Raw genomic sequence first — 16,847 nt, 5'->3', positions numbered from 1 at the left:
GGCCTGTGACGAAGCCGCCGCGCACGGTCGCGCAAGGGGCCCGGACGCGTCGGCGGAAGCGGCCGGCCCGGGGCGCTGATACCCTGGTACCCCGTGGACCGGTGGGCGCAAGACCCCCCAACCGCAGCGACGGCACCCCCGAAAACCCCGGGTCGGCGCCGGTACGCACCCTCCACTCGCGACCACGGGAGCCCCCCTTTGGCCATTGCCGCTAAGCCCACGACGACCAAGCACCTCTTCGTCACGGGGGGTGTCGCCTCCTCGCTCGGCAAGGGACTGACGGCCTCCAGCCTGGGCGCGCTGCTCAAGGCGCGGGGACTGCGGGTCACGATGCAGAAGCTCGACCCCTACCTCAACGTAGACCCGGGCACGATGAACCCGTTCCAGCACGGTGAGGTGTTCGTCACCAACGACGGCGCCGAGACCGACCTGGACATCGGCCACTACGAGCGCTTCCTGGACGTCGACCTCGACGGCTCGGCGAACGTCACCACCGGCCAGGTCTACTCCTCCGTGATCGCCAAGGAGCGGCGCGGCGAGTACCTGGGCGACACCGTGCAGGTCATCCCGCACATCACCAACGAGATCAAGCACCGCATCCGCCGCATGGCCACCGACGACGTCGACGTCGTCATCACCGAGGTCGGCGGCACGGTCGGCGACATCGAGTCGCTGCCGTTCCTGGAGACCGTCCGCCAGGTCCGCCACGAGGTCGGCCGCGACAACGTCTTCGTCGTGCACATCTCGCTGCTGCCCTACATCGGCCCCTCGGGCGAGCTGAAGACCAAGCCCACCCAGCACTCGGTCGCCGCCCTGCGCAACATCGGCATCCAGCCCGACGCGATCGTGCTGCGCGCCGACCGCGAGGTCCCCACCGCCATCAAGCGCAAGATCTCCCTGATGTGCGACGTCGACGAGGCCGCGGTCGTCGCCGCGATCGACGCCCCGTCGATCTACGACATCCCGAAGGTCCTGCACACCGAGGGCCTGGACGCCTACGTCGTCCGCAAGCTCGACCTGCCGTTCCGCGACGTGAACTGGACCCAGTGGGAGGACCTGCTGGACCGCGTCCACAACCCCTCGCACGAGGTCACGGTCGCCCTGGTCGGCAAGTACATCGACCTGCCCGACGCCTACCTGTCGGTCACCGAGGCCATCCGCGCCGGCGGCTTCGCCAACCGCGCCAAGGTCAAGGTCAAGTGGGTCGCCTCCGACGACTGCAAGACCCCGGCCGGCGCCGCCGCCGCGCTCGGTGACGTCGACGCCATCTGCGTCCCCGGCGGCTTCGGCGACCGCGGCGTGAACGGCAAGGTCGGCGCGATCACCTACGCCCGCGAGAACAAGGTGCCGCTGCTGGGCCTGTGCCTGGGCCTGCAGTGCGTGGTCATCGAGGCCGCCCGCAACCTGGCGGGCATCGAGGGCGCCAACTCCACCGAGTTCGACCCGGCCACCGCCAACCCGGTCATCTCCACCATGGCCGAGCAGCTCGACATCGTCGCCGGCGAGGGCGACATGGGCGGCACCATGCGGCTCGGCATGTACCCGGCCAAGCTCGCCGAGGGCTCCATCGTCCGCGAGGTCTACGGCAACGAGCAGTACGTGGAGGAGCGCCACCGCCACCGCTACGAGGTGAACAACTCCTACCGCGCCGAGCTGGAGAAGGCCGGCCTGCTCTTCTCGGGCACCTCCCCGGACAACAAGCTCGTGGAGTACGTGGAGTACCCGCGCGACGTGCACCCCTACCTGGTGGCCACCCAGGCCCACCCGGAGCTGCGCTCCCGCCCGACCCGCCCGCACCCGCTCTTCGCGGGCCTGGTGAAGGCGGCCGTCGAGCGTCAGCAGGGCTGACCTATACGGTTGACCGGGGTGAAGGTTTCCGCACGGAGGCCCTCACCCCGGTTTCCGTATTTCTGGAGGACGCACATGGGCATCAAGGACACCGCCGCCGAGTGGCGGGTCATCGCCAGCGAGACCCCGTTCACCGGCAACAAGACCAGCGTCCGCACGGACGAGGTGGTCATGCCCGACGGAACGGTCGTCAAGCGCGACTACCAGGTGCACCCGGGCTCCGTCGCCGTCCTCGCCCTGGACGACGAGGGCCGCGTGCTGGTCCTCAGCCAGTACCGCCACCCCGTCCGGCAGCGGCTGTGGGAGATCCCCGCCGGCCTGCTCGACGTGCCCGGCGAGAACCCGCTCCACGCCGCGCAGCGCGAGCTGTACGAGGAGGCCCACGTCAAGGCCGAGGACTGGCGGGTGCTGACCGACGTCTACACCACGCCCGGCGGCTGCGACGAGGCCGTGCGGATCTTCCTGGCCCGGGACATCTCCGACGTCGAGGGCGAGCGCTTCGAGGTGGAGCACGAGGAGCTCGACATGGAGCTCGACCGGGTGCCGCTGGCGGAGCTGGTGCGGGGCGTCCTCGCGGGCGAGCTGCACAACAACTGCCTGGTCGTCGGCGCCCTCTCGCTCGCCGCGGCCCTGGCCGGCGACGGCCTCGACGCCCTGCGGCCGGCGGACGCGGAGTGGCCCGCGAGGCCCTTCGAGGCGTAGGGCTGTCCGACCATCATCAGAACCGAATAGGTGATCTTCTGCGGGGCCGGTGGGGATTCACCGGGTCGTGCCGGGGCGTGAACTAGGCTCATCGCGTGCCCGACCGCGGCCGCGGCGGGCTCGTGCGTGGCAGGTGGACGGAGTGTGCCCCGTGGCGGAGCAGGCGGTGGAGACCGGCGACGGGATGGCGGCGGTGCCGCCGGGGCGGCGGCTGTCCGTCCCGGCGGCCGGCGGCCCGGCCCGTACGGCGGTCCCCGTGCTGCCCGGTTTCGTCGGCCGCCGCCGGGAGCTGGAGGAGCTGCGCGCCGACATCGTGCGCGCCGGCCTCGACACCCTCGCCGGCCGCAAGAGCCCGCGCGGCCGGGTCCTCCTCATCGCCGGGCGGCCCGGCTCCGGCCGCACCGCCCTGGCCGAGGAGCTCGCCGGGCAGCTCGCCGGCCAGTATCCCGACGGCGTGCTGCGCGCCCGGCTCACCGAGGCCGGCGGCGCCCCCGTCCCCACCGAGCGGACGGCCCGCGCCCTGCTCGGCGCGCTCGGGGCGCCCGTCCCCGCGGGGGCCGAGGAGGACGAGCTGACGCAGGCGGTGCGCGCCGCCCTCAAAGGCCGCCGCGCACTGCTGCTCCTCGACGACGCGGCGGGCGCCGAGCAGGTGGACCCGCTGCTGCCGGACAAGTCCGAGTGCCTGATCGTGGCCGTCTCGCGCGGCCCGCTGACCGGCGTGCCCGACGTGCGGCCCTGCACCCTGGGCGGCCTGGACTCGGCCTCCGGCGTCGAGCTCCTGGAGCGCTACGCGGGCCCCACCCGCATCATGGTCGACCCGGCCGCCGCGAACGCCGTGGTGGAGGAGTGCGGCGGCCAGCCCGCGGCGCTAGTCCTGGTCGGCGGCTGGCTCGCGGCCATGTCCAAGCTGTCCGTGGTCGACGCGGTCACCCGGCTGCGGGAGCTGCCGCCCGGCGACGGCCACGACATCGCGGGCCGCCCGCTCGCCCGCGCCTTCCGGCTCGCCTACGAGGCCCTGCCGGCGTCCTCCGCCCGCGTCCTGCGGCTGCTCGCGCTGGCCCCGGCCGGCCGGGCCGACGCCCACACGGCCTCCGCGCTCGCCGGCTGCTCGGTGTCCGCCGCGCAGACCTCCCTGGAGGACTTCGAGGCCCGCGGCCTGCTGCGCGCCGAGCCCGCCGTGGGCTCGCTGCCGCCGCAGTACCTCGTCCCGGGCTGCCTCCTGGACATGCTGCGGGAGCTGATGCGGACCGAGGAGCGGCCGGCCGAGGTCGAGCTCGCGCGGGCGCGGATGCTGGAGCGCACCGTCCGCCAGCTGCACTCGTGCCGGGCCGCCACCCGCACCGACGACCCGCTGACCCGCAAGCGCCTCGCCGAACTGCCCCGGCCGCTGCGGTTCGCCTCGCCGCAGGCGGCGGGGGAGTGGCTGACCTGCCGGCTCCCGGCGCTCCTGGCGGCCGCCCGGCTGGCCGTGCAGGACGGCCGCCTGGACACCCTGGCCCGCCGCCTGGTGTCCGCGCTGACCCGCGCCCTGACCGCGCACTTCGGCGCCGAGGAGGCGGGCCCCGAGCTCTACGGCCTCCACCAGCTCGTCCTGGACGTCGCCCGGCGCTGCGAGATGCCCCTGGAGAAGGCCGCCGCCCTGCTCAACATCGGCGACCTGGACGCCCGCGCCGGCCGGACCTCCGCCGCCCTCGGCCGCTACCGCGAGGCGCTGGACGCGGCCCGCCGCGCGGGCGACCCGTACGCGATCAGCCGCTCCCTGGAGTCGATCGCCGCCTCGTACCACGAGCTCGGCGACTGGCAGCGGGCCGTCGACTGGTACGGGCGCGCCCTGGAGCTGCGCCTGACGCGCGGCGAGCTCGCCGACGAGGCGCGGCTGTACGGCCGGCTGGGCGCCGTACGCAGCTACGCCGGGCAGTGGAACGAGGCCCTCCGCGACTGGCGGGCAGCGGCCTCCGCATGCCGCCGGCTGCGGGACCTGCCCGGGCACGCCCGGGCCCTCGGCGAGATCGCCCGGGTGCACGAGCACGCGGGCCGGCCCCAGGACGCCGTGCGGACCTGCCGGGAGGCGGTGGAGTGCGCGCGGCAGGCGGGCGACGACCGGCTGCGGGCGGCGATGCTGCTGCGCCTGGCGGACACCCTGGAGCGGCTCGGCGACCCCGCGGCCGCGGCCGGGCACCGGTCCGCCGCCGGGGAGCTGCTGGCGGGCGCCGCCTCCGGCCCCGCCGGGCCCGCGGCCTCCGCCGCGCAGCCGGGCGGCGCCATAGTGCCGCTCCCCTCGCCGGCCGAGGGCGAGCTGCCCGGTACCAGGACGGCACCGCCGGACTGACCGCATCCCCGAGGGGTTACCTGCGAAACCGGTAGTGCTTTTCCAAAAGATTGGCCCTTTGCAAGGCTAGACAGCGCAGGATCCTTCATTAGACTGGTTGGGCCGCGGTTGCCGCGGTCTGCTCTGGTGTGCCCCCGCATTTCCGGAATAGCCTGTATTTCTCTGATTCAAGGACCGTGATCGACGTGAAGGTCGGCATCCCCCGCGAGGTCAAGAACAACGAGTTCCGCGTTGCCATCACGCCTGCCGGCGTGCATGAGCTCGTCCGCAACGGCCACCAGGTCTTCGTCGAGAAGAACGCTGGTGCCGGCTCGTCCATCACCGACGCCGAGTACGTCTCGGCCGGTGCCGCGATCCTGGACACGGCCGACGAGGTCTGGGCCACCGCCGACCTGCTGCTGAAGGTCAAGGAGCCCATCGCGGAGGAGTACCACCGCCTGCGCAAGGGCCAGACCCTCTTCACGTACCTGCACCTCGCCGCCTCCCGCGAGTGCACCGACGCCCTGCTGCAGTCGGGCACCACGGCGATCGCGTACGAGACGGTCGAGCTCGCGAACCGCGCGCTGCCGCTGCTCGCCCCCATGTCCGAGGTCGCGGGCCGGCTGGCCCCGCAGGTCGGCGCCTACCACCTGATGCGCTCGGCCGGCGGCCGCGGCGTGCTGCCGGGCGGCGTCCCGGGCACCCACGCGGGCAAGGCCGTCGTCATCGGCGGCGGCGTCTCCGGCTGGAACGCCGCGCAGATCGCCGTCGGCATGGGCTTCCACGTCACCCTGCTCGACAAGGACATCAACAAGCTCCGCGAGGCGGACAAGGTCTTCGGCACCAAGGTGCAGACCATCGTCTCCAACGCCTTCGAGCTGGAGAAGGCCGTCGTCGAGGCCGACCTCGTCATCGGCGCCGTCCTCATCCCGGGCGCCAAGGCCCCGAAGCTGGTCACCAACGAGCTCGTCGCCAAGATGAAGCCCGGAAGTGTACTTGTCGACATTGCGATCGACCAGGGCGGCTGCTTCGAGGACTCCCGTCCGACCACCCACGCCGAGCCGACCTTCCAGGTCCACAACTCGGTCTTCTACTGCGTCGCCAACATGCCGGGCGCGGTGCCGAACACCTCCACCTACGCGCTGACCAACGCCACGCTGCCCTACATCGTGGAGCTGGCCAACCGCGGCTGGCAGGAGGCGCTCAGCCGGGACGCCGCCCTCGCCAAGGGCCTCAACACCCACGAGGGACAGGTCGTTTACGGCCCCGTCGCCGAGGCGCACGGCCTGCCGTTCGTCGAACTGAGCACCCTGCTCGGCTGAGTCGTCAACACGACACGCCAAGAGCGCACCCCCGGCCGGGCCTTGTTCAGCAAGGCCCGGCCGGGGTCGTTTCCACCCAGTTTGCGACTGGTTTCGACGCCTGGTCACCCACCCGCGAAACTTCCGGGTCGGGGTCCGCAGGGCCTTGACAGAACCCTGTTCGATTGCCGACACATCGTGCCGTCTCCGGCGGATTGTGTTGCTGCGAACCGCCGACACGCCATAGAGTCGCCAACCGTCGGCATGGTGCAACGCTGACCTATCTAGATGTTTCCTGGTCACCAAGGAGGTAGGACGACTTGTGAATGAGTCGACATTTGCTCCCGGGGGTGGTCACCCAGGAATGTCTGCGCAGGGCCAGAGTCCCAGGGGACTCGAAGCTGTCGGCTCCGTCGCTGTCCACACCTTCGCGGCACACCAGAACATCCAGAGCACACCGACAGCCCACCAGAGCATGGACGGCCATCACGTGAACGCCATGGCCGGCGACCGCGGCGGGGTCGATCCCGCGCGGCTCGCCGACTACGAGGACGTGCCCGACGGGCACTTCTACGACCCTGACGCGGAGTACGAGCCCGACCCCGAGTACGCGGCCACCCTCGCGCCCGACGCTGCCCGGCAGCGCCGCGAGCGCATCGGCCCGACCGGGCGTCCCCTGCCGTACTTCCCCATCCCCGGACCGCTGACCGACCACGGCCCCGCGAAGATCATCGCGATGTGCAACCAGAAGGGCGGGGTCGGCAAGACCACCTCGACCATCAACCTGGGTGCCGCCCTGGCCGAGTACGGACGCCGGGTGCTGCTCGTCGACTTCGACCCGCAGGGCGCGCTCTCCGTCGGCCTCGGCGTCAACCCGATGGAGCTGGACCTGACGGTCTACAACCTCCTCATGGAGCGGGGCATGTCGGCCGACGAGGTCCTCCTCAAGACGGCCGTGCCCAACATGGACCTGCTGCCCAGCAATATCGATTTGTCAGCGGCCGAGGTCCAGCTCGTCAGCGAGGTGGCCCGCGAGTCGACGCTCCAGCGCGCCCTCAAGCCGCTGCTCGCCGACTACGACTACATCGTCATCGACTGCCAGCCCTCGCTCGGCCTGCTCACCGTCAACGCCCTGACGGCCGCTCACAAGGTGATCGTCCCCCTGGAGTGCGAGTTCTTCGCGCTGCGCGGTGTGGCGCTGCTCACCGAGACGATCGAGAAGGTCCAGGAGCGGCTCAACCCCGACCTGGAGCTCGACGGCATCCTCGCCACCATGTACGACTCGCGGACCGTGCACAGCCGCGAGGTCCTCGCACGGGTGGTCGAGGCCTTCGACGACCACGTCTACCACACCGTCATCGGCCGGACGGTCCGCTTCCCCGAGACCACGGTCGCGGGCGAGCCGATCACCACGTACGCGTCCAACTCCGTGGGCGCCGCCGCCTACCGACAGCTCGCCAGGGAGGTGCTCGCCCGGTGTCACGCCGAGTGAGTCTGCCCGGCGCCGACGAGCTGTTCCGTACGACCGGGGGGTCCGGGCTCCAGTCCTCCTCCCCCCGCCGGCAGGCGAACGCGGAGGGCGGCCCGCGGGTCCCCGGCCCCGCCGGTGACTCCGACGCGCCGTCCGAGGGCGGCGCCGCCGGCGCGGGCACCGAGCACAGCGGCCGCGGCACGGCCGCGGCCGAGCGGGAGAACGCCCCCGAGCGCCGCCCCGCGGGCGCGCAGGAGCGCCCCGCGGGCGCCGGCCGGGCCGCGGGCCAGGGCGAGGCCGCCCCGCCCGCGCAGGGCCGCCGCCGCGGGCGCGGGGCGGGGCGCCGGCCCAGCGGCCGCGAGCGCCACGACGAGAAGATCACCGTCTATGTCTCCGCCGAGGAGCTCATGGACCTCGAGCACGCCCGGCTGGTGCTGCGCGGCGAGCACGGCCTCGCGGTCGACCGCGGCAGGATCGTGCGGGAGGCCGTCGCGGTCGTCCTCGCCGACCTGGAGTCGCGGGGCGACGCGAGCATCCTCGTACGGCGCCTGCGCGGCCGCTGAGGGGTTCCGCTGCGCTAGCCTCGCTAGCCTCTGCCGTGACCGCGCCCCGCGCGCCGTCGTACGGCCCGTTCCGCCCCCACCCTGGATCACCGATGCCCGCAGCCGCCTCCTCTCCGGCCCGCCGTCCCCTCGGCCGTGGCCCGGGCGGCCGGCCGCATCCGCAGCCGCCTGCCGGCGGCGAGGCCGGGGCCGCCGTGAGCGAGGCCCGTGGGCCGTCGGTTCCCGCGGCGGACACCGCTGCGGCGGAGCCCTCCGGGGCCGGAGCGCCGGCTGCGGAGCCGGCGCCCGGGCCGGGTGCCGCCGCGCCGGAGACCCCCGCCGGAGGCGACTCGTTCACCGTCCGGCTCGACAACTTCGAAGGGCCCTTCGACCTCCTCCTCCAGCTGATCGCCAAGCACAAGCTGGACGTCACCGAGGTCGCCCTCTCCAAGGTCACCGACGAGTTCATGGCACACATCCGCGCCATGGGCCCCGCCTTCGACCTCGACCAGACCACCGAGTTCCTCGTCGTCGCCGCCACCCTCCTCGACCTCAAGTGCGCCCGGCTGCTGCCGGCCGCCGAGGTCGAGGACGAGGCCGACCTCGCCCTCCTGGAGGCCCGCGACCTGCTGTTCGCCCGGCTGCTCCAGTACCGGGCCTACAAGCGGGTCGCGGAGATCTTCAGCGCCCGGCTGGACGACGAGGCCCGCCGCTTCCCCCGCACGGTCGGCCTGGAGCCGCACCACGCCGAGCTGCTGCCCGAGGTCGTCCTCGGCATCGGGCCCGCGCGCCTGGCCGAGCTGGCCGTCAAGGCCATGCGGCCCAAGCCGGTGCCGCAGGTGTACGTCGACCACATCCACGCGCCGCTCGTCAGCGTCCGCGAGCAGGCCGAGGTCGTCGTGGCCCGGCTGCGCGGCGCCGGCCGGGCGACCTTCGGGGAGCTGACCGGCGACGCCCCCGACACCCTGACCGTCGTCGCCCGCTTCCTGGCCCTGCTGGAGCTCTACCGCGAGCGCGCGGTCGCCCTGGACCAGGACGAGGCCCTCGGGGAGCTGACGGTGTGCTGGACCGGCGAGGACGGGGCGCGCCCGCTGGTGACCGACGAGTTCGACCGCGCGCCGGAGACCGAGCCGGAGGAGAAGGCCCAGTGAGCGAAGCGGAAGCAGTGGCGGAAACGGTCGACGAGGGCCTCGCGGGGGACTCCGCCGTGGCCCGGCTCGACCTGCGGCCCGCGCTGGAGGCCGTCCTCATGGTCGTCGACGAGCCGGCTACCGAGGAGCACCTCGCCAAGGTCCTCCAGCGCCCCCGCCGCGAGATCGCCGACGCCCTCGCCGGGCTGGCCGGGGAGTACGACGCCCAGGGGCGCGGCTTCGAGCTGCGGCAGGTCGCCGGGGGCTGGCGCTTCTTCACCCGCCCGGCCTACGCCGACGCCGTCGAGGCCTTCGTCCTGGACGGCCAGCAGGCACGGCTCACCCAGGCCGCCCTGGAGACGCTGGCCGTCGTCGCGTACCGTCAGCCGGTGAGCCGTTCGAAGGTCTCGGCGGTGCGCGGCGTGAACTGTGACGGGGTCATGCGCACCCTCCTCCAGAGAGGTCTGGTGGAGGAGGCGGGGACGGAACCCGAAACAGGTGCGATCCTGTACAGGACGACGAACTACTTTCTGGAGCGCATGGGCCTGCGCGGCCTGGACGAGCTCCCGGAGCTCGCGCCCTTCCTCCCCGAGGCGGAGGCGATCGAGGGCGACACTCAGGAAGGTGTGCCGTCGTTCGATCCGGACGCACCGGACACCGAAGCGGACGACAAGACGGAACTTTGATGCGAAGCAGCGGCAGGAACAGCGGAAGCGGCAACCGGGACGACCGGGGCGGGCGAGGACGTCCGGCGTCCGGGGGCGGGCGCGCGGGCGGCGGCCGTTCCGGCGGCGGGCGTGCGGGCGGCAGCTGGTCGGGAGGGCGGCCCGAGGGCGGCGGTCGCTCCGGCGGTGGCCGCTCCGAGGACCGGCGTGACGATCGCCGCGACGACCGCCGGGACGACCGGCAGCAGGAGCGTCCGCGCCGTCCGCGTCCCGAGGAGCGCCGCTACGACGTGGGCCCCGACGCCGAGCGCACCCGCGGCGGCGCCACCAGCGGCCGTCAGAGCGGTCCCACCAGCGGCCGCGGCGCGGCGGCCCGCGGCGGTGCCAAGGGCGGCCCCAAGCGCAGCTCCACGGCCGGCGCCGGCGGCCGCAGCAGCGGGCCCGCCCGCGGCCACGGCTACGCCCCCGCCCGCCCGCGCGAGCTCGACGCCAAGATCGAGGAGCGCAACCGGGAGCGGCACAACAAGCCGCAGGTGAAGACGCCCAAGACCTTCCCCGGCGCCGAGCAGGAGGGCGAGCGCCTCCAGAAGGTGCTGGCCCGGGCCGGCATGGGCTCGCGCCGCGCCTGCGAGGAGCTCATCGAGCAGGCCCGCGTCGAGGTCAACGGCCAGATCGTCACCGAGCAGGGCCTGCGGGTCGACCCCGAGAAGGACGAGATCAAGGTCGACGGCCTGACCGTCGCCACCCAGTCCTACCTCTTCTTCGCCCTCAACAAGCCGGCCGGCGTCGTCTCCACCATGGAGGACCCCGACGGCCGCCAGTGCCTCGGCGACTACGTCACCAACCGCGAGACCCGGCTCTTCCACGTCGGCCGTCTCGACACGGAGACCGAGGGCATCATCCTGCTCACCAACCACGGCGAGCTGGCCCACCGGCTGACGCACCCGCGGTACGGCGTGCAGAAGACGTACCTCGCCGCGATCACGGGGCCGCTGCCGCGGGACATCGGCAAGCAGCTCAAGAACGGCATCGAGCTGGAGGACGGGTACGCCCGCGCGGACAACTTCCGCGTCATCCAGCAGACCGGTAAGAACTACCTGGTCGAGGTCACCCTCCACGAGGGCCGCAAGCACATCGTGCGGCGCATGCTGGCCGAGGCGGGCTTCCCCGTCGAAAAGCTGGTCCGCACGTCGTTCGGCCCGATCCCCCTCGGCGACCAGAAGTCGGGCTGGCTCCGCCGCCTGACGAACACGGAGGTCGGCATGCTGATGCGCGAGGTCGACCTCTAAGCCGGTCGGGGGTTCCGGCCCCATCGGGGCCCGGTGGTGCGGCCCGGCTACGTCCCTCCTGCCGCCGCGGCTGATCGCCGCGGCGGCGGAGTGCGGGGTGCGCACGGCTGTCCGCCTAGCCCGCCGAAGCGCGGCGGACGCGTATCAGGAAGTCTTCGACCCGTGCCCGGTCCGGCTCCTCGGGGAGGGGGGTCGTGCGGGCCGCCTCCCCGGCCTCCTCGGTGAGGCGGTTCAGCCACGCCTCCGCCTCGGCCCATGGCAGCTCGCCCCGCCGCACGGCGAGCAGCGGCTCGCGGAGTTCGCCGACGTCGAGCACGAGGGAGCCCGTGCGCAGCAGGTCGCGGCCGCACATCAGCAGCCGCAGCGCGTGCATGACGGGCTTCCACCGCCGCGGCGCCCCGTGCGCCCGGACGTCCGCCATGAACTTCTTGCGCTGGTCCGCCGCGTAGCCCGCGTACGTCTGGTGCACCCTGCGGGAGAGGAACGCCTCCCGCAGGGCCAGCAACTCGCGCCCGGTGGCGTCGGCGTGCTCGACGAGAGGGGAGTGCAGGCACTCCAGGATGTTCGGGTTGCCCCGCAGCGCCAGCTCGCAGAAGCGCTCCAGCTCCCAGGAGAACTGCTCCTCCGCGGGGCCCTCCACGTGCGGCGGCGGCTTGTCGAAGCCCCAGAACAGCGGCGTGGGCGCCACGTACACGCCGCGCCGGTCCGTATCGCTGGCCTCCGTGGCCAGCCCGAAGGCCCGCGAGCCCATCACGCACGCGTAGACGGTGTGCTCGGTCACGAGCTCGACCGGTCCGGCCGGCGTCACGAGCGTCACGACCACACCGCCAGGCCCGTCGCCCGGCCGTCCTCGTCGCGCTGGATCTCCATCATGCCCTCGACCGCGTCGCGGTTGATGCGGCCGAAGACGTGCGGGAAGAGCGTGCCGGGGGCGACGCCCGGCGGCGGGGCCGGGTCGGCGGCCTCCCAGCGGACCAGGACGTCCAGCTTGTGCTCGTCGATCAGGAGGACCATCAGCGGGCCGCGCACGTCCTTGTAGAAGGCCGTGGCCACGGCGAGCGTCGTCTCCTCGTCGGGCGAGCAGTGGACGAAGCCTTCCTCGGAGAGGGAGGCGGGGGAGTACGGGCGGTCGGGCACGGCCAGCCAGTCGTCCAGGGGCACCACGTGGTAGATCATGTGCACGGTTCTACCGGACGCGGGCCCGGCAGTCCCGCTTCGGCGCCCGCCCCGCCCGGCCGGCGGAGCGGCTGGATAGGCTGGCCGGGCCCGCTCTCCGTCACGCTCCACGCACCTCACAAGGACTCCCCGTGAGAACCGCCCTCGTCATCGGCACCGGACTGATCGGCACCTCCGCCGCGCTCGCCCTCGCGGGCCGCGGGGTCCACGTCCACCTCAGGGACCACGACCCGGACGCGGCGCGGACGGCCGCGGCCCGGGGCGCCGGGACGGACCAGGCCCCCGAGGGCCCGGTCGACCTGGTGATCGTCTCCGTGCCGCCGGCGCACGTCGCGGCCACCCTCGCCGCGGCGATCCGGGACGGCCTCGGCCGCGGCTACGTCGACGTCGCGAGCGTCAAGGGCGGCCCGCGCCGCGAGCTGGAGGCGCTCGGCGCCGACCTCTCCGGCTACCTCGGCACGCACCCGATGGCCGGCCGCGAGCGCTCCGGCCCCATGGCCGCCACGGCCGACCTCTTCGAGGGCCGCCCCTGGGTGCTCACGCCGACCCGCGACACCGACACCGAGGTCCTCAACCTCGCCCTCGAGGTCGTCGCCCTGTGCCGGGCGGTGCCCGTGGTCATGGACGCCGACGACCACGACCGGGCCGTGGCCCTCGTCTCGCACACCCCGCACCTGCTCTCCAGCATGGTCGCCGCCCGCTTGCGGGACGCCGACGAGACGGCCGTACGGCTGTGCGGCCAGGGCATCCGGGACGTGACCCGGATCGCCGCGTCCGACCCGCGGCTGTGGGTCGAGATCCTCTCCGCCAACCCGGGCCCCGTCGCCGACGTCCTCGCCGCCGTCGCCGCCGACCTGGACGAGACGGTACGGTCCCTGCGCGCGCTGGAGGCCGCCGACGACGGCAAGCGCGAGGAGGGCGCGGCCGGCCTGGAGGACGTCCTGCGGCGCGGGAACGCGGGCCGCAGCCGGGTGCCGGGCAAGCACGGGGCGGCTCCGGCCGCGTACGAGACGGTCACCGTCCTCATCGGCGACCAGCCGGGCGAGCTCGCCCGGATCTTCGCCGACGCGGGCCGGGCCGGCGTGAACATCGAGGACGTCCGCATCGAGCACGCGACGGGCCAGCAGGCGGGCCTGATCCAGCTCATGGTCGAACCGGGCGCGGTCACTTCTTTGAGCGCCGCGCTCCGCGACCAGGGCTGGTCGCTGCGGCAGTAGCGCTCCGTGCGGCTCGGGCCAGTGCTCCGTGCGGCCCGGGCCGCTCCCGCGAGCCAGTAACCTTGTCGGAGGCTGATATGAGCCGCCCGTACCCCACCCCGTGCACAAGGAAGGTGTCAGACACCGTGGAAACCGCCGCCCGGACCGCTCCGGCAGCAGTCATCGTCGGCATCGACGGCCCCTCCGGCACGGGCAAGTCCAGCACGTCCAAGGCCGTCGCGGCCAAGCTCGGCCTTCGCTACCTGGACACCGGCGCGCAGTACCGCGCGATCACCTGGTGGATGCTGAGCAACGGCATCGACGTGAACGACGCCGCCGCGGTCGCGGACGCCGCGGGCAAGCCCGAGATCGTCTCCGGCACCGACCCGTCCGCCCCGACCATCACGGTCGACGGCGCCGACGCCGCGGGCCCGATCCGTACCCAGGAGGTCACCTCCGCGGTCAGCGCCGTCAGCGCCGTCCCGGAGATCCGCACCCGCCTGACCGAGCTCCAGCGGGCGATCGCCGCCGAGGCTCCGGCCGGCATCGTCGTCGAGGGCCGCGACATCGGCACCACGGTGCTGCCCGACGCCGACCTCAAGATCTTCCTGACGGCGTCCGCCGAGGCCCGCGCCGCCCGCCGCAGCGGCGAGCTGAAGGGCAAGGAGGCCACTGACCTGGCCGCCACCCAGGCCGCGCTGGTCAAGCGGGACGCCGCCGACTCCGGCCGCAAGACCTCGCCGCTGGCCAAGGCGGGCGACGCGGTCGAGGTGGACACCACGGAGTTGACCTTGGACCAGGTCATCGAGTGCGTGGTGACCCTGGTTGAGGAGCGGCGGTCGGCGTGACCGCGTCCCCCGGGGGTGCCGCCGTCGGCCGGCGGATCGGCATAGGCCTGATGTACGGGCTGTGGAAGCCGCGCGTGCTGGGCGCCTGGCGGGTGCCCGCCGCGGGGCCGGTCATCATGGCCGTGAACCACTCCCACAACGTCGACGGCCCGATGCTCATGGGCACCGCGCCCCGGCCCGTGCACTTCCTGATCAAGAAGGAGGCGTTCACCGGCCCCCTCGGCCCGTTCCTGGAAGGGATCGGCCAGCTGAAGGTGGACCGGGAGAGCGCCGACCGCGCCGCGATCACGGAGGCGCTGGGCGTCCTGGAGGGCGGCGGGGTCCTGGGGATCTTCCCCGAGGGCACCCGGGGCGAGGGCGACTTCGCCTCGCTGCGCTCCGGCCTCGCCTACTTCGCGGTGCGCTCCGGGGCGCCGATCGTGCCCGTGGCGGTGCTCGGCAGCGCCGAGCGCAAGAGCCGCCTCGTGCGGGGCCTGCCGCCGCTGCGCAGCCGGGTCGACGTCGTCTTCGGGGACGCCTTCGAGGCGGGCGACGGCAGCGGCCGGCGCACGCGCAAGGCGCTGGACGAGGCGACCGTCCGGATCCAGCAGCGGCTGGGCGCGCACCTGGCGGACGCCAAGCGGCTGACCGGCCGCTGAACGAGACTTAGTAGCGGACCCGCGGGTCCGCCGACCATACGAACGAGGAACGGACTTCATGAACGACCAGATCCACGGCGACGAGCACGGTGAGCTTGGCGACGCCGAGTACGCGGAGTTCATGGAGCTCGCGGCGCAGGAGGGCTTCGACGCCGACGAGATCGAGGGCGCCCTCGGCGAGGCCGGCCACGGCCCGCTGCCCGTGCTCGCCGTCGTCGGCCGCCCCAACGTCGGCAAGTCGACGCTGGTGAACCGCATCATCGGCCGCCGCGAGGCCGTCGTCCAGGACAAGCCGGGCGTCACCCGCGACCGCGTCACCTACGAGGCCGAGTGGGCGGGCCGCCGCTTCAAGGTCGTCGACACCGGCGGCTGGGAGCAGGACGTCCTCGGGCTCGACGCGTCCGTCGCCGCCCAGGCCGAGTACGCGATCGAGGCCGCCGACGCGGTCGTCTTCGTCGTGGACGCCACCGTCGGCGCCACCGACACCGACGAGGCCGTCGTCAAGCTGCTGCGCCGGGCCGGCAAGCCCGTCGTGCTGTGCGCCAACAAGGTCGACGGCCCCTCGGCCGAGGCCGACGCCGCGATGCTGTGGTCGCTGGGCCTCGGCGAGCCGATGCCGGTCTCCGCGCTGCACGGCCGCGGCACGGGCGACATGCTGGACGAGGTCCTCAAGGCCCTGCCCGAGGCCCCGGCCCAGCTCTTCGGCACCGCCCTCGGCGGCCCGCGCCGCATCGCCCTGATCGGCCGCCCGAACGTCGGCAAGTCCTCCCTGCTCAACAAGGTGGCGGGCGAGGAGCGCGTCGTCGTCAACGAGCTGGCCGGCACGACCCGTGACCCGGTCGACGAGCTGATCGAGCTCGGCGGGGTGACCTGGAAGTTCGTGGACACCGCGGGCATCCGCAAGCGCGTCCACCTCCAGGAGGGCGCCGACTACTACGCCTCCCTGCGCACCGCCGCCGCGGTCGAGAAGGCCGAGGTCGCGGTGATCCTGATCGACGCGAGCGAGAGCATCTCGATCCAGGACCAGCGCATCGTCACCATGGCCGTCGACGCCGGCCGCGCGATCGTCATCGCGTACAACAAGTGGGACACCCTCGACGAGGAGCGCCGCTACTACCTCGAGCGCGAGATCGAGACGGAGTTCCAGCAGATCGCGTGGGCGCCGCGGGTCAACGTCTCGGCGCAGACCGGCCGGCACATGGAGAAGCTCGTCCCGGCGATCGAGACGGCCCTCGAGGGCTGGGAGACGCGCGTGCCGACCGGGCGGCTGAACGCCTTCCTCGGTGAGCTCGTCGCGGCCCACCCGCACCCGATCCGGGGCGGCAAGCAGCCGCGCATCCTCTTCGGCACGCAGGCGGGCACGAAGCCGCCGCGGTTCGTCCTCTTCGCCTCCGGCTTCATCGAGGCGGGCTACCGGCGCTTCGTGGAGCGTCGCCTGCGCGAGGAGTTCGGCTTCGAGGGGACGCCGATCCACATCTCGGTGCGGGTGCGGGAGAAGCGCGGCAAGAAGAAGTAGGGCGAGCTCTGCCGGGCCCCCGGCTGGGGGTCCGGGGGTCATCCCCCGGGAGATGCAGCATCGAGGCGGGCTACCGGCGCTTCGTGGAGCGTCGCCTGCGCGAGGAGTTCGGCTTCGAGGGGACGCCGATCCACATCTCGGTGCGGGTGCGGGAGAAGCGCGGCAAGAAGAAGTAGAAGTAGAAGCAGCAGTACGCCGTGGGGGGTGTCCGGGTCGG

Annotated in this window: 16 protein-coding genes; 14 read left to right on the top strand and 2 right to left on the bottom strand. The window is 73.4% G+C overall.

The window, feature by feature from the left end:
* Positions 1–198: 198 nt before the first annotated feature.
* From pyrG to PS271_RS04820, 9 genes are all read left to right on the top strand, one after another.
* Complete coding sequence (gene pyrG, locus PS271_RS04860) at positions 199–1,848, top strand: CTP synthase (RefSeq protein WP_398380382.1); 1,650 nt, start codon at positions 199–201, stop codon at positions 1,846–1,848.
* A gap of 75 nt (positions 1,849–1,923) precedes the next feature.
* Complete coding sequence (locus PS271_RS04855; RefSeq protein ID WP_356289877.1) at positions 1,924–2,550, top strand: NUDIX domain-containing protein; 627 nt, start codon at positions 1,924–1,926, stop codon at positions 2,548–2,550.
* A 151-nt stretch (positions 2,551–2,701) separates the two neighbouring features.
* Positions 2,702–4,879, top strand: coding sequence for a tetratricopeptide repeat protein (locus PS271_RS04850; RefSeq protein ID WP_398380380.1), 2,178 nt, complete (start codon positions 2,702–2,704; stop codon positions 4,877–4,879).
* A 185-nt stretch (positions 4,880–5,064) separates the two neighbouring features.
* Positions 5,065–6,180, top strand: coding sequence for an alanine dehydrogenase (ald, locus tag PS271_RS04845; RefSeq protein ID WP_398386677.1), 1,116 nt, complete (start codon positions 5,065–5,067; stop codon positions 6,178–6,180).
* Between the two features lie 343 nt (positions 6,181–6,523).
* Complete coding sequence (locus PS271_RS04840) at positions 6,524–7,651, top strand: ParA family protein (RefSeq protein ID WP_120757898.1); 1,128 nt, start codon at positions 6,524–6,526, stop codon at positions 7,649–7,651.
* Complete coding sequence (locus PS271_RS04835) at positions 7,636–8,193, top strand: single stranded DNA-binding domain-containing protein (protein ID WP_398380378.1); 558 nt, start codon at positions 7,636–7,638, stop codon at positions 8,191–8,193. Before PS271_RS04840 ends, PS271_RS04835 begins: the two co-directional genes overlap by 16 nt.
* A 92-nt stretch (positions 8,194–8,285) precedes the next feature.
* The gene (locus PS271_RS04830) at positions 8,286–9,323 is read left to right on the top strand and encodes a segregation and condensation protein A (RefSeq protein WP_398380376.1); all 1,038 of its coding nucleotides are present in this window, start codon (positions 8,286–8,288) and stop codon (positions 9,321–9,323) included.
* A gap of 98 nt (positions 9,324–9,421) precedes the next feature.
* On the top strand, positions 9,422–9,988 hold the full coding sequence (gene scpB, locus PS271_RS04825) for an SMC-Scp complex subunit ScpB (RefSeq protein WP_398386676.1): 567 nt from the start codon (positions 9,422–9,424) through the stop codon (positions 9,986–9,988).
* Positions 9,988–11,256 (top strand): pseudouridine synthase, encoded by a 1,269-nt coding sequence (locus PS271_RS04820; protein WP_398380374.1) that lies wholly within the window; start codon positions 9,988–9,990, stop codon positions 11,254–11,256. Before scpB ends, PS271_RS04820 begins: the two co-directional genes overlap by 1 nt.
* Positions 11,257–11,371: 115 nt before the next feature.
* On the opposite strand, the gene PS271_RS04815 is transcribed toward PS271_RS04820, so the two are convergent.
* A complete protein-coding gene (locus PS271_RS04815; RefSeq protein WP_398380372.1) occupies positions 11,372–12,073 on the bottom strand; it encodes a nucleotidyltransferase domain-containing protein in 702 nt (233 codons plus the stop codon).
* Entirely contained in the window at positions 12,070–12,432 is a 363-nt protein-coding gene (locus PS271_RS04810; RefSeq protein ID WP_398380370.1) for a DUF952 domain-containing protein, read from the bottom strand. Before PS271_RS04810 ends, PS271_RS04815 begins: the two co-directional genes overlap by 4 nt.
* 131 nt (positions 12,433–12,563) lie before the next feature.
* Between PS271_RS04810 and PS271_RS04805 the strand changes: the two genes are divergently transcribed.
* From PS271_RS04805 to PS271_RS04785, 5 genes are all read left to right on the top strand, one after another.
* Positions 12,564–13,649 carry a prephenate dehydrogenase gene (locus tag PS271_RS04805; protein ID WP_398380368.1) on the top strand — a complete coding sequence of 362 codons (1,086 nt, stop codon included), beginning with the start codon at positions 12,564–12,566 and terminating at the stop codon, positions 13,647–13,649.
* A gap of 113 nt (positions 13,650–13,762) precedes the next feature.
* Positions 13,763–14,476 carry a (d)CMP kinase gene (gene cmk, locus PS271_RS04800; RefSeq protein WP_398380366.1) on the top strand — a complete coding sequence of 238 codons (714 nt, stop codon included), beginning with the start codon at positions 13,763–13,765 and terminating at the stop codon, positions 14,474–14,476.
* 50 nt (positions 14,477–14,526) lie between these two features.
* A complete protein-coding gene (locus PS271_RS04795; RefSeq protein WP_398386674.1) occupies positions 14,527–15,114 on the top strand; it encodes a lysophospholipid acyltransferase family protein in 588 nt (195 codons plus the stop codon).
* A gap of 58 nt (positions 15,115–15,172) precedes the next feature.
* Positions 15,173–16,630, top strand: a complete 1,458-nt coding sequence (gene der / locus PS271_RS04790; RefSeq protein ID WP_398380364.1) for a ribosome biogenesis GTPase Der — start codon at positions 15,173–15,175, stop codon at positions 16,628–16,630.
* A gap of 8 nt (positions 16,631–16,638) precedes the next feature.
* Positions 16,639–16,806: a hypothetical protein gene (locus tag PS271_RS04785; protein ID WP_398386673.1), complete on the top strand. Its 168-nt coding sequence runs from the start codon at positions 16,639–16,641 to the stop codon at positions 16,804–16,806.
* Positions 16,807–16,847: the final 41 nt, after the last annotated feature.

Source organism: Streptomyces sp. SCA2-17, assembly GCF_044336695.1.
This window is presented reverse-complemented; position numbering and strand designations above follow the sequence as displayed.